This window comes from Flavobacterium sp. 120, assembly GCF_003633605.1.
Classification (GTDB): Bacteria; Bacteroidota; Bacteroidia; order Flavobacteriales; family Flavobacteriaceae; genus Flavobacterium; species Flavobacterium algoritolerans.
On the sequence record NZ_RBKZ01000001.1, the window covers coordinates 3,427,703 to 3,440,326 of the forward strand.

The window sequence follows — 12,624 nt, forward strand, 5'->3', positions numbered from 1 at the left end:
TCTTTGGTTTAATCATCTGAAGTGAATATTTGTTTTAGAACAGAAATACCACGACAAGAACTGATTCATTTTCACCAAATTTATCTTAATGGCTTTTCTATGGGATTTATTATTTTGAAAAAATAGGTTTTATCATCTTTCTTGTATTCTAACACCGCTTCATTAGGTTTCAGATCAAATTTAGTTTTTTGAATTACCGGCGCTTTATTCCCATATTCTTTTGAAGGGTCTTTGTGCAGAATGAAATCTTCCTTTTTATTTTCTTTGTAAAAATGGGCTGTAAAAGTATTTTTTACAATTCCTTTTAAAGCTAATTCCTGATTTTGAAAATAGATTTTCTCCAGCTTAATGTTTGCCGCAAGCGATTTTTTGAATTCTATATAAAAATCAATTCCACTACTTTGCTTGTCGTCTACCCATTTCTGGTAAAAAGCAGATTGTATTTCTTGAGGAAATTCCGTTTGAAATTCTGGTTTCATGGCACAAAAAGTCAGGCTGATTGCAATAATAAATAAGGCAACAATTCTTTTATATCCTTTCATATTGTTCTATTTAACTTAATCCTTCTTCGTTTAAAATCTTAAGAAAGTGGAATCCTTTTGGGACATAACCTTGATTGTAATAGAAACGATGTGCCGTAAAATTCCCGGTAAAAGCGTCCAAAACAATCATTGTACAGCCGGTTTCTTTGGCCAAAACATCAACATAATCGGTCATCATTTTGCCCAAACCTTTGGAACGATGCTCTGGATGAACAATGAAATTATCAATCTCGATATATTTTCCCGACCAAAGTTTTGTTCCTGACCAAAATCCGGAAACCGCCACACAAACCTCATTTTCAAAAACGGCTACCTGCTTGTAATTATGCGGAATCATTTCGACCAAATACGATTCATACTTTTCTACCGTAAATGTGGGATATAAAAACCGCATTACTTCAATGTTACTAAGCATTTCTTCTACTGTAGTCAGTTCTCTAATTTCTAATTTCATTCTTCCTAGTATTGTTTTAAACTATAAAATTAAACAAAAAAAGAGCCAACATCTGTTGGCTCTTAGAATATATTTTGAATCAATAATGTATTACCCATTCAATGCTTCCGCTCCACCAACAATCTCTAAGATTTCATTAGTAATGGCCGCTTGACGTGCTTTATTATAAGTCAGTTTCAATTGATTTCTCAACTCAGTTGCGTTATCAGTTGCTTTGTGCATGGCAGTCATACGCGCTCCGTGCTCTGAAGCAAATGAATCACGAATTCCTTTATACAATTGTGTTTTCAATGATTTTGGAATCAAAGTCAACACGATTTCTTCTTTTGAAGGTTCAAAAATATAATCTCCAGTCGAAACTGTAAGATCAGATTTTATAGGTGCTAATGGCAAAAATTGTTCTGTTTGAACGATTTGTGTCGCAGCATTTTTAAATTGATTATAAATCAACTCAATTTTATCGTATTCACCAGAAACGAATTTCTCTGTTAACAGGTCAGCAATTTTAGCTACATTATCAAAAGTCAAATCGTCAAAAACAGTACTTTGATTATCTACTACTGACAATGTTTTGCTCAAAACATCATTTCCTTTTTTACCAATAGCAAAAATATCAACTTGTTTTCCGGCATAAACTTCCGAACGGCTTTTAGCTTCTTTGATAACATTTGTATTAAATGCACCACACAAACCTCTATTTGAAGTTATGGCTACCACTAAAACTTTTTTAATCTCACGTTGTGTTGTAAACTCTCCACCTGCATCACCTTCAAGTGTAGCAGAAAGATTTTGCAATAATTCCGTTAATTTTTCGGCATAAGGGCGCATTGCTGTGATTGCATCTTGTGCTTTCTTTAGCTTTGCTGCAGAAACCATTTTCATTGCCGATGTAATTTGCATCGTAGATGAAACGGAAGTAATTCTATTACGGATTTCCTTTAAATTTGCCATTGTTTTCTTGTAATTAGTAATAAGTAAATAGTAATTAGTTCTTCACTAATCACTATTCACTATTCACTTATATTAATTATATTTTGCTGATAATTCTTTTGCTACAGTTTCGATTACATCTGTAATTTCGTCTGTTAATTTTCCTGCTTTCAAAGCATCAAGAGTTGCTCTGTGTTTGTTGTTCAAGAATTCCAAGAAATCTTTCTCAAATTCTCTTACTTTATTCACAGGAACATTTCTCAATAAGTTTTTAGAACCAGCATAGATAATCGCAACTTGATCTTCAACAGTATAAGGATCGTTCAAACCTTGTTTCAAGATTTCAACGTTTCTTTTTCCTTTTTCAATTACGTTTAAAGTAACAGCATCTAAATCAGAACCAAATTTAGCAAACGCTTCCAATTCACGGAATTGTGCTTGATCCAGTTTCAAAGTACCCGCTACTTTTTTCATTGATTTAATTTGTGCATTTCCTCCAACACGAGATACCGAAATACCTACGTTAATTGCTGGACGAACCCCAGAATTAAACAAATCTCCATCTAAGAAAATTTGACCATCTGTAATCGAAATTACGTTTGTTGGGATATATGCAGAAACGTCACCAGCTTGAGTTTCAATAATTGGCAAAGCAGTCAATGAACCACCACCTTTTACAATTGATTTGATAGAATCTGGTAAATCGTTCATGTTTTTAGCAATTCCATCATCTGCAATTACTTTACAAGCACGCTCTAATAACCTACTGTGTAAGTAGAAAACGTCTCCAGGATATGCTTCACGTCCCGGTGGTCTTCTTAATAAAAGAGAAACCTCACGATACGCAACAGCTTGTTTAGATAAATCATCATAAACAATTAAAGCCGGGCGACCTGAATCTCTAAAATATTCTCCAATTGCAGCACCTGCGAAAGGAGCATACACTTGCATTGGAGCTGGATCAGAAGCATTAGCAGCAACAATAATAGTATACGCCATTGCACCTTTTTCTTCTAACATTTTAGCAATTCCTGCTACAGTTGACGCTTTTTGTCCAATTGCAACATATATACAGAATACTGGTTTCCCAGCATCATAAAATTCTTTTTGATTTAAGATAGTATCGATACAAACAGTTGATTTACCTGTTTGACGGTCACCAATAACTAGCTCACGTTGTCCACGACCAACTGGAATCATAGCATCTACTGCTTTGATACCTGTTTGTAATGGTTCAGTAACTGGTTGACGGAAGATAACTCCAGGAGCTTTTCTTTCCAAAGGCATCTCGTATAAATCTCCACCGATTGGTCCTTTTCCATCAATTGGAAAACCAAGAGTGTTTACTACACGACCTACCATTTGTTCTCCTACTTTAAGAGAAGCAATACGTTGTGTTCTTTTAGCAGTTGAACCTTCTTTGATTCCTGTTGATGGTCCTAAAAGTACCACACCCACATTGTCTTCTTCAAGATTCAAAACAATAGCTTCTAATCCATTGTCAAATTCAACTAACTCTCCATATTGAACATTAGAAAGCCCGTAAACACGAGCAATACCATCTCCAACTTGAAGTACTGTTCCTACTTCTTCTAGTGTAGCACCAGATTCAAAACCTTCTACTTGCTTTCTTAATATTGCTGAAATTTCAGCAGGTTTGATTTCCGCCATCTTAATTTATAATTTAGACACTTAAATGTGCAATAAAACTAATTACTTAACTCTCTTTTTAATACTTGTAATCTGTTAGCAACTGAAGCATTGTATTGCTTGTCGCCTATTCTTAGAATAAATCCTCCAATGATTGAAGCATCTACTATATTTTCTATTGTGATTTTTTTATCCGAAAGGGTTGCAATTTTAGCCAAAACTTGTGCTTCTAATGCTGCATCCATAGGAATTGCTGTAGTAACCTGAGCTACTTCAACACCATTCATAATATCAGATAATTTACTGTATTCTATTGCAATTGCTTCTAGAATTTCGAATCTTTTGTTTTCAAATAACAAATGAAACAACCCTTGAGTTACGCCATTGATACCTGCAAAAACTTCTAACAGTGCTTTCTCTTTTACTTCAACTTTAGTAGTTGGATTTTGAATAAAAGTACTCAATTCCAAATTACTGCTAATTGTTGAAGCAATCAATTTCATGTCGTTATTTACAACTTCGGCAACACCTTTTGAGTTTGCTAAGTCTAGAATTGCTTTTGCATAACGAATTGCTGCTCTTGTACTTGCCATAATTGTTAGTTTAACTTTACGTCACCTAACATTTTCTCAACTAATTTAGTTTGAGCTTCTTTGTTAGATAATTCGTCTTTCAATATTTTTTCTGCGATACTCAATGATAAAGTTGAAACTTGTAATTTCAATTCTGCCATAGCTGCATTTTTTTCGCTTTCAATTGCTGCTTTCGCTTGCTCAATCATTTTCAATCCTTGAGCTTGCGCTTCATTTTTAGCATCAGCAACCATTTTCTCTTTCATTTCACGAGCATCTTTAAGCATGTTGTCACGCTCTAATCTTGCTTCTTGTAAAATACGTTGGTTGTCAGCTTGAAGATTTTGCATTTCTTTTCTAGCATTTTCAGCAGAAAGTAATGCATTTTTAATTCCTTCTTCTCTATCATTAACTGCATCAAGAATTGGTTTCCAAGCGAATTTTTTTAACAAGAGTATTAATCCAACAAATATTGCTATTTGCCAAATAAACAAACCAAACGAAAAATCATTTATTAACTTATCCATTATATCTAATTATAAATTTTAAAGTATGAATTGCTTTTAATCGCAATTTGTAATGTTTTAATTTTAAAAACAATAGTTACAACCAACCGTTGTAACTATTGTTTTTTAAGTTTTAATTACGATGCGAATAACGCAGCGAAACCAATACCTTCAATAAGTGCAGCTGCGATAAGCATAGCTGTTTGGATTTTTCCAGAAGCTTCTGGCTGACGAGCGATAGCGTCCATTGCTGAACCACCAATTCTACCAATACCTAAACCTGCTCCGATAACAATCAATCCTGCTCCTACAATAGTTGGAATTTCCATAATATATATATTAAAAATTAAACATTCTTTTTTATGGTTTAATCGATGATTTGTTTATTCGTTGAAACGGTTAAACAAATTAACGGCTAAACGGTTAACCTATTAATGATGAGCTTCGTCGTGATGATGCTCTTCGTTTCCTGCTCCAAAATAAAGTGCAGATAACATGGTGAAAATATACGCTTGTAAAAACGCAACTAATATTTCAAGTATAGAAAGTGCGAATGCCAATCCAAATGACAAAGTACTTCCAATCCAGCTTTTAAAGATAAACATTAAACCAATAATACTCATCAATACAACGTGTCCTGCTAAAATGTTAGCGTACAAACGTATCATTAATGAAAATGGTTTGATGATTGTTCCCAATAATTCAATTGGAGCCAAAATAAATTTCATTGGAGTTGGCACACCTGGCATCCAGAAAATGTGTCCCCAGTAATTTTTATTAGCAGTAAAAGTTGTGATTAAATACGTCAACAAAGCTAGTGATGCAGTAATAGCAATATTTCCAGTTACGTTAAATCCTAGCGGAGTTAATCCTAATATATTTAAAAAGAAAATAAAGAAAAATATAGTCAATAAATAACTCATGTATTTTTTATATCCTTTTTCTCCAATGTTTGGAATGGCAATTTCGTCTCTTACATAAAGAACAAGCGGCTCAAAGAAACGACCAGCTCCTGAAGCTATACCGCCATTTTTAGCATACGATTTTGCTAAACTTGTAAACAATACAAACATTAAGATTGCTATTCCTAAAATACCGATTACACTTTTTGTAATAGATAAATCTAGTGGAGTTGTATTTGTTGGGTGACCGTGCTCTTCTGTTAAAGTTCCAGAAGCATCCGTTTTGTATATTTTTTCGTGGTGTAATACGTAGAAGTTTCCATTGTGTTCAGCAACTTCTTCACCATGGTGAAATTTTGAAGAAGAAAATACTTGCAAACCATTGTCCCAAAGAATAATTGGCAATGAAAAACCATAATGCGCGCCTGTTTCTTCATTTGCTGAAAAGGTAAAATCATGCGCATCCAAAAGGTGATGATTAATAAATGCCTTAATTTTAGATTTTACATCTGTTGGTTCAGCATGAGCTCCTTCGGCTGCCTCATGGGCAACTTCTGTTTTTACTTTTACAGTATCCTGTTCAGGATTTGCAAAACTAATTAAAGGAAGACACGCTACTAAAGTCGCTAATATAAATCTAAGTGGTTTGTTTGAAATCACCATAACAGTTAATTATCTTAATTTATTACGTTTCTGAAATTTGGTGCAAATGTACATCTTTTATTAATATTCAAAAGAATATAAAAAATTATTTTTGATGGATTTGTTCCTTGAATAACATATTTATTGCTTTTCGTTTAATATACGTATTGTTAATATGGTTTCAATTGCTAAAAAGAGAATAAACATCATAAAAAAATTCTTTTTCTCTATTGCATTGTTTTGTGCTGTAACCTGCAATATAGGCTTTAAAATCAGATAACAAACAATCATTTTAATACTGGTACTCAAAAGAAATGACATACCCACATTATCAAAACTGCGTTCTTTGACTTTTAACAAAACTACAAATACCATAATAGACAAAACCAGAAATACCATATAAAGGGTTTCTATCGAATAATAAAAAGTCACATCATTTATATCTAATAGATGAAAAGCAACTCGATGAACCACATAAGCCAATCCCGCAAGTGCCAATAAAGGCAGAAGCGGTTTGTAATTTTTTAAATTCATTGTATTTATTTTTACCGCAACGGCACTAATGCGCAAAGTTATTCTAATTTATTCGACCATCCGGACGCTTACAGCTCGTTTGTACTCCTTTTCCCTCTTGAAAAATTACTGCATTTTATTGATTTCGGTTACCTGTCGTATCACATTATACAAAGCCAGTGCAACGCCTACCATTACTAAAATTTTACTGTAATATACTTTTGGGTGCGGATGACTCTCGTCTAACCAGTCTCCCAGATAGGAAAACAAAAAGATGATGGCCCCCATTTGAATCGGAATATTAATCAGCGCAAGCCATTTATTCGCTCTTTTTTTGTTGGGATTGTTGTCCATCGTTCTGGATTAGATTTTTTACATTAGTCTTCATTGTACAAGAAGCGCTAAAATCAGCTCCTGGCTCCACAGATAATTTTCCAGTGGTAACTTCTCCATGGATACTGGCTTTTGATTTTACATTCAGCACTTCGGTTACTTGAATTTTTCCATCAAATTTTCCTTCAATATCTGCATTTTTACATACAATATCTCCAGTAACGCTTCCGGCCGGACCAATAACAATTTTCCCGCCAGACTGAAAATTACCTATCAAGTTTCCGTCTAATCTAAAATCAGCATGCGAAATAATATCACCTTTTATAATAGTACCTTCAACAATTCTATTGGTTTTACCCAAAAGATCAGTGTATGATTTTTGCTTTTTATCAAACATATTTATGGGTTTTTTGGTGCTAAATAAGTGTCCATATTTTTCTTGATTTGAATCACTTTGTAGTTCTCACCCGAAACCACAATAGCAGGATCGACCAATTTATATTTTACATTATCCTTCAATACAAATACAATGTCTTTAGCATAAAGTTCTGATTTTATTCCGTGAATCGTGATGAAATTTTCTTTTTCAGTATAAATATCATAGGAATAATATAGTTTCTGAGGGCTTTCTGCAGCAACTAACATTTTGATTTTTTCCTCTATTGCTTTTGTATTTTTATCCTCTCGTGAACCTACTCGATATAAAATTTTCCAATTATTTGAGTTTGTTGTACTCAACTCCATTTTCTCTAAAAACGGAATCTGACTCGTCAGGATTTCTTGTGCATTTTTGCCTTCTTCACTGTTCGGATAATTATCAGCTACTACTTGCAATGCATTTTTATAAGCTGTTACTCCTTTTAGTTTTCCAATGGCATTTGCTTTAAGCAGTTCAAATTTTGATACAATTTCATCTCCCGAAAACTGATTAATCAAAGCGTCTGAGTTCTCCAAAACCGAAACAAATTGTTCTTGTTGGTATAATTTATACCATTTAGTATAGGCACTTTCCGGTGTCTCATTTACTGAAGCCGCATTAGAGCTTGTGTTGTTCATAATTTGTGCATAACGAGAATCCGGATATTGAGCCGATATTCTTTTTCTCATCGCTTCCGCTTTGCTTGCATCTGTAATTTGATATAGTTTATACAAATTATACATCGATGGCAGCACCAGTTTTTCCTCTGGATTATTGTTTAATAATTGTTCCAGTTTAGCGATGGCCAAATTATTTTCTTTGAATTTTTCTTTATAAATAATTCCTAATTGGTAATACGCAAAATTACGTTCTTTACCTATGCTGTCTATCTCCGTTTGTGCTATGGGAAGTTGTTTCAAATAAAAATCTGTGGTGTATTGCTCCACTATTTTCTCTGCTGTTGAAACCTCTTCAACAGTTTCTTTATCATCATTCAACGGATCAGCCGAAGTTGAATTTACAGCACTGGATGATATTCTCCAATTGCCATTCAGGGTTCTGTCGCCCCACGTTTTTTTGAATTCTATTTTTCCAAAAGCTACGGTTGTAGGATTATAAAAATAGAAAATACTACCTGCTTGTTGTGAGGAAACATTTGGAATAGCCGGCGGCATCAATGCTGATTTTTTGGCCGGTTTTCCCGGTTCCTGACTAGAAGCCGGATCAATAGAACTGGTTGTACTATTCCTTTCTATGTTTTCTTGTTTTTCTTTTCGTTTTTCTTCTAAAACTCTTTTGATTTCATCCTCTTCTTTTAATTTGACGATGTACTTTTCAAAATAAGCTATTTTATCGCTCTCATTTAATGAAACAACATTCAAAATACTGTCATTTCTTTTTGCAAGAGCCTCATACAAAATCACCTCATCCAGATTAGTTCTAATTTTTTTAATTTTATTATGCTCTCTGGTTTTGTCATTGAGTTTTACCAATGTACTGTCATAGTATTTTGCAGCAGCAGGATATTCTGAATTTCTAAAATACATATTTCCTAAATTTCGGTAATTTGAAGCTACTAAATACGAGTCTTTAGAATCTGTTCTTAAGGATAAGTTGTAAAAATCTAAAGCTTTCTTCTGGTCGTTTTTTTGATCATAAAAAACTGCCATGTGATGAAAAATTAAATCTTTATATGGTCTATTTTCTCTGTCTTTTGACAGCTTATCAAATGTTTTTGTAAAGGAATTGAAATCCCCGTTTTGATAATCAAACAATTCTGCTTTTTTAGCATGCGCCTGAATAACAAATTTCCTGTCCGCTTTTCGGTTCATGTCAATCACTGATTGATACGAAGCTACAGCACTGTCCTTGTATCCCAATTGCTGATACAATTGTCCCAAAACAAAACGATATCGTGCTCTTTCCTGATTTACTTTGGTAAACTCAATGGCTAATTTTAGTTTAGCAACTGCGCTGTCTTTTTCTTCTAAGTTCAAAAAAGACTCTGATAAAAGCGCATTTGCATCCGCAAAAACTTGTTTTTTTACTTCGTGATCTTCTAATAATTTACTTATGTTTTTTATTACCAAAGCGTCATTTCCTAAACGCATATTTGTTTTTTCACGCCAAATTTTAGCTTCATAAATCTTGCTGCTGTTGGGATATTTGTACAAAATATAATTGAATGCGTCAAGTGCAGGAACAAATCGTTGGTCGTAATAACGGGACTTACCAAGCATCAGATACGCTTCGTCAATTTGAGTGTTTTTCTCTCTTCCGCCAATGTTCATGGAATGTTTCTGGATGGCTTTGGTCGCTTTGGCTTCAGCCAATTCAAAATTTGTGTTTTTAGGTTTTGTTGTGGAAGTCAAGTCTTCTACAATTTGCATTTTTTCTATTGGCAGACGTTTCCAGAAATCGTCATCGCTGTTGGATTTTATTTCCTTAACTCCTTTGTCCAAACCTACTTGACCGTTGTATAAAATATTATATTTTGTACTTAAGGCGTGGGAATTTCTGGCCATAAAAGTATCTCTCTTAGTAGAACAAGCTACTAAAAAACCGAAGAATAAGAAGAAAAATAACTGTTTAAATCTATTGACTTTCAATGGAAAACGTTTTTATCAATTAACTTTTAAATATGCTTTTTAGTATACTGACTGGTAAAAATACGTTTCTTTTTGATATCGTGAAAATTATCAGGGTTTATTTGAGTCTCTTGTGCGCGTGAGGGATGTAACGGAAATCCTTTTTTATTCTTTTTTTTAAGAATAAAAAAGATTGAGAGTGAAAGCCCGACCCGGATTTTTTTCCGGGTCACGCCCAAATTAAACTCTTATTGGCATTTGAAAGACTAAAAATAAACTGCGAATTAGCGGTTGAGTTACATTCTGTTTAAACCGCAAAAAATGCTTCTAATTCCTTTAATGTTTCCTCAGAAGTTTGAATATCTTTGACCACTTCGCCTTTATGTAAAGCGACAATCCTGTCACTTACCTCAACGGTATGCAACAAATCGTGGCTGGAAACCAGTACGGTAACATCTGGATTATCAGCTAAATCCTTGATGATTTTCTTTAATCGAAATTGTGTCGTTGGATCTAAATTAGCAAACGGTTCGTCTAGAATAATAACTTCCGGATTCCCGATTAATGTGGCGATGATGCCCACTTTTTTCTGATTTCCTTTGGATAAATCGCGTAAATATTTTTTGTTTTTAAGGATTTCGCCGTTGAAAAATTCTTCGTGTGTGGCCAATAAAGCATCGACATCGGCTTTATTTTGTCCGCGTAAATCGCCTATGAAATAAAAATATTCTTCGGGCGTTAAGTAGCCAATCAAGAAGCTTTCGTCCAGAAAGGAAGCCGTGAATGGTTTCCAGTTTTCGCTGGTGTTTACTTGTACCTCGTTGTTGACAATATTCCCTGTTGAAGGCTGGATTAAATCCAATAAAAGGCTGAAAAAAGTGGTTTTTCCGGCTCCGTTATTCCCCACTAATCCAAAGCTTTCGCCTTTTTTTATTTCTAAAGTATCTATTTTTAATACGGTTGTTCCGTTGTATGTTTTCGAAAGGTTGTTTACTTGTATCATTTTTGAAAAAGTTTATTCGGTTATTTGTTGATTTCGTTAATCGCTTGATTATCCTTTTTGTTTGTATGCAGCAATGGTCGCGTATTTCTCTGATTTGTAAATTTTCTCAATCAAGGAGAAAACTTTGTTTTTTAATGCAAATCCGATCACTCCCATCGACGCTACTAATGCTAATCCAACATTGGGATTGCCTAATTTAGCACCTAACCAATACATTAAAACGGGTAACCCTAATTGCGGCAGTGAAATTAGCATGGTTTTTACGTTGAATGCTTTTTTATCTCCAAAAGCGCCTTTACCGGAACTCAAATCGATTGGCGTTTTGGTATACGCGCCACCCAACAAAACCAAATGGGAATTGACTCCAATATTATAAATCGCACCTACAACAATGGTTAAATACACCTGCCATCCAAAATAAAGGTAGAAAGAAGCAATTGTTGTGGTCACTATTGTAGCTATTACCATCAACCACCATTTAGAGCTCAAATAGCCTTTGTAAGGAATATTTTGCGTCATCATTAACTGATAATAGGCGCTGTCCCAGCTCGGTACAAATTGTCCGAAAGTGATTAAGAATCCTCCCGAAACGAAAATCCCGGCAAAAATGTGCATTACAGGATTGTTGTACACTTCAATTGCATTGGTAAAGAAAAGAAAACCATAAAAAAGGAACATTATGCTCAGTCCTACAGTGGTTTTTGAACGCTTGTTTCTTTTGATTAATTTAATGTCATTTTTCAAGAAAGTTCCAATGGTTCCAAATTGGTTTAACCAAGTCAACTCCTCCGTTTTGGCCTCATCGTGTTTGTTAGACAATCCCGCATCCAGGTATAAATTCTTTTTAAAATACTGGAATGTGATATAATATATAGCGATTAAAGCCAAAACCGGAATGGCAAAAGCCCAATACGTATTGAAAATAGCATCAAAAAATGGAGCGGTATAATCCGTAACATTAAAGAATCCATAATAGTGTAATCCTCCTAAAACGGCTGCTATTGCTAAGAAAATAGCAAATAAATTGTCTTTATTACTCAGTAGAATGTTTAGAAAATTATTGATAAAGATCAAAGAAGACAGCGCGGCATACCAAAGTACCACTGACACTATATCATAACCTTCAATAATCAAAACAACACTGAACGGAATCAAGAAAAAACCATGCACCAAATTAAAGAAGGACAAAACGGTTTTTCCTAAAGAGAAATGAACAATTGTGGATTTTTTTATGGGGAAAATCAACATCGGACGAATGTTCATCACGGGGATTTTTTGCAACAGCAGTCGGATGATTAAATCCATCAATACATAATAAATCATGAATTTGTTTACCGTTACAATTGGGTCTAAATTCATTTTCTTCAGAATATAAAATGCCCCGACTCCTAACGCTAAGAAAATTAAAATGAAATAAGCGGCCACGAAACCCATCAGGATTTTTAAAGCCAAATTAGTTGCGAAGGAAGCCGATCTAAAAAATGCTTTCCATTCGAGATAAAGAAATTTTTGAATCATAGTTTGGTTATTTTGGTTTTATAGTATGTAGTCAAAATAAGAAAACGTTACAT

General features: G+C 34.0%; 14 protein-coding genes. All 14 read right to left on the reverse strand.

Features of this window, described 5'->3' with window-relative positions:
- Nucleotides 1-80: 80 nt before the first annotated feature.
- Entirely contained in the window at nucleotides 81-542 is a 462-nt protein-coding gene (locus C8C87_RS14720; protein WP_121343109.1) for a hypothetical protein, read from the reverse strand.
- A gap of 10 nt (nucleotides 543-552) precedes the next feature.
- Entirely contained in the window at nucleotides 553-996 is a 444-nt protein-coding gene (locus C8C87_RS14725; protein WP_121343110.1) for a GNAT family N-acetyltransferase, read from the reverse strand.
- 90 nt (nucleotides 997-1,086) lie between these two features.
- The gene (gene atpG, locus C8C87_RS14730) at nucleotides 1,087-1,947 is read right to left on the reverse strand and encodes an ATP synthase F1 subunit gamma (RefSeq protein ID WP_099713993.1); all 861 of its coding nucleotides are present in this window, start codon (nucleotides 1,945-1,947) and stop codon (nucleotides 1,087-1,089) included.
- A gap of 72 nt (nucleotides 1,948-2,019) precedes the next feature.
- Nucleotides 2,020-3,597: a F0F1 ATP synthase subunit alpha gene (atpA, locus tag C8C87_RS14735; RefSeq protein ID WP_099713992.1), complete on the reverse strand. Its 1,578-nt coding sequence runs from the start codon at nucleotides 3,595-3,597 to the stop codon at nucleotides 2,020-2,022.
- Nucleotides 3,598-3,635: 38 nt separating this feature from the next.
- Nucleotides 3,636-4,169: an ATP synthase F1 subunit delta gene (atpH, locus tag C8C87_RS14740; RefSeq protein ID WP_099713991.1), complete on the reverse strand. Its 534-nt coding sequence runs from the start codon at nucleotides 4,167-4,169 to the stop codon at nucleotides 3,636-3,638.
- A 5-nt stretch (nucleotides 4,170-4,174) separates the two neighbouring features.
- Entirely contained in the window at nucleotides 4,175-4,675 is a 501-nt protein-coding gene (locus tag C8C87_RS14745; RefSeq protein ID WP_099713990.1) for a F0F1 ATP synthase subunit B, read from the reverse strand.
- Nucleotides 4,676-4,791: 116 nt separating this feature from the next.
- A complete protein-coding gene (gene atpE, locus C8C87_RS14750) occupies nucleotides 4,792-4,983 on the reverse strand; it encodes an ATP synthase F0 subunit C (protein ID WP_073353856.1) in 192 nt (63 codons plus the stop codon).
- Nucleotides 4,984-5,085: 102 nt separating this feature from the next.
- Nucleotides 5,086-6,219, reverse strand: a complete 1,134-nt coding sequence (gene atpB / locus C8C87_RS14755) for a F0F1 ATP synthase subunit A (protein ID WP_121343111.1) — start codon at nucleotides 6,217-6,219, stop codon at nucleotides 5,086-5,088.
- A gap of 120 nt (nucleotides 6,220-6,339) precedes the next feature.
- Nucleotides 6,340-6,732, reverse strand: coding sequence for a hypothetical protein (locus C8C87_RS14760; RefSeq protein WP_121343112.1), 393 nt, complete (start codon nucleotides 6,730-6,732; stop codon nucleotides 6,340-6,342).
- Between the two features lie 105 nt (nucleotides 6,733-6,837).
- Complete coding sequence (locus C8C87_RS14765) at nucleotides 6,838-7,065, reverse strand: AtpZ/AtpI family protein (RefSeq protein WP_121343113.1); 228 nt, start codon at nucleotides 7,063-7,065, stop codon at nucleotides 6,838-6,840.
- A complete protein-coding gene (locus C8C87_RS14770; RefSeq protein WP_121343114.1) occupies nucleotides 7,031-7,441 on the reverse strand; it encodes a polymer-forming cytoskeletal protein in 411 nt (136 codons plus the stop codon). The genes C8C87_RS14765 and C8C87_RS14770 overlap by 35 nt, the downstream gene beginning before the upstream one ends.
- A gap of 2 nt (nucleotides 7,442-7,443) precedes the next feature.
- A complete protein-coding gene (locus tag C8C87_RS14775; protein ID WP_369869813.1) occupies nucleotides 7,444-10,071 on the reverse strand; it encodes a tetratricopeptide repeat protein in 2,628 nt (875 codons plus the stop codon).
- A gap of 286 nt (nucleotides 10,072-10,357) precedes the next feature.
- A complete protein-coding gene (locus C8C87_RS14780) occupies nucleotides 10,358-11,053 on the reverse strand; it encodes an ABC transporter ATP-binding protein (RefSeq protein ID WP_099713984.1) in 696 nt (231 codons plus the stop codon).
- A gap of 48 nt (nucleotides 11,054-11,101) precedes the next feature.
- Entirely contained in the window at nucleotides 11,102-12,571 is a 1,470-nt protein-coding gene (locus C8C87_RS14785) for a DUF5687 family protein (RefSeq protein ID WP_121343116.1), read from the reverse strand.
- Between the last annotated feature and the right edge of the window lie 53 nt (nucleotides 12,572-12,624).

Bases quoted from the DNA above. Each gene is read 5' to 3' on its own strand.
- C8C87_RS14720 (WP_121343109.1), bottom strand. From the start codon at position 542: ATGAAAGGATATAAAAGAATTGTTGCCTTATTTATTATTGCAATCAGC.
- C8C87_RS14725 (WP_121343110.1), bottom strand. From the start codon at position 996: ATGAAATTAGAAATTAGAGAACTGACTACAGTAGAAGAAATGCTTAGT.
- atpG (WP_099713993.1), bottom strand. From the start codon at position 1,947: ATGGCAAATTTAAAGGAAATCCGTAATAGAATTACTTCCGTTTCATCT.
- atpA (WP_099713992.1), bottom strand. From the start codon at position 3,597: ATGGCGGAAATCAAACCTGCTGAAATTTCAGCAATATTAAGAAAGCAA.
- atpH (WP_099713991.1), bottom strand. From the start codon at position 4,169: ATGGCAAGTACAAGAGCAGCAATTCGTTATGCAAAAGCAATTCTAGAC.
- C8C87_RS14745 (WP_099713990.1), bottom strand. From the start codon at position 4,675: ATGGATAAGTTAATAAATGATTTTTCGTTTGGTTTGTTTATTTGGCAA.
- atpE (WP_073353856.1), bottom strand. From the start codon at position 4,983: ATGGAAATTCCAACTATTGTAGGAGCAGGATTGATTGTTATCGGAGCA.
- atpB (WP_121343111.1), bottom strand. From the start codon at position 6,219: ATGGTGATTTCAAACAAACCACTTAGATTTATATTAGCGACTTTAGTA.
- C8C87_RS14760 (WP_121343112.1), bottom strand. From the start codon at position 6,732: ATGAATTTAAAAAATTACAAACCGCTTCTGCCTTTATTGGCACTTGCG.
- C8C87_RS14765 (WP_121343113.1), bottom strand. From the start codon at position 7,065: ATGGACAACAATCCCAACAAAAAAAGAGCGAATAAATGGCTTGCGCTG.
- C8C87_RS14770 (WP_121343114.1), bottom strand. From the start codon at position 7,441: ATGTTTGATAAAAAGCAAAAATCATACACTGATCTTTTGGGTAAAACC.
- C8C87_RS14780 (WP_099713984.1), bottom strand. From the start codon at position 11,053: ATGATACAAGTAAACAACCTTTCGAAAACATACAACGGAACAACCGTA.
- C8C87_RS14785 (WP_121343116.1), bottom strand. From the start codon at position 12,571: ATGATTCAAAAATTTCTTTATCTCGAATGGAAAGCATTTTTTAGATCG.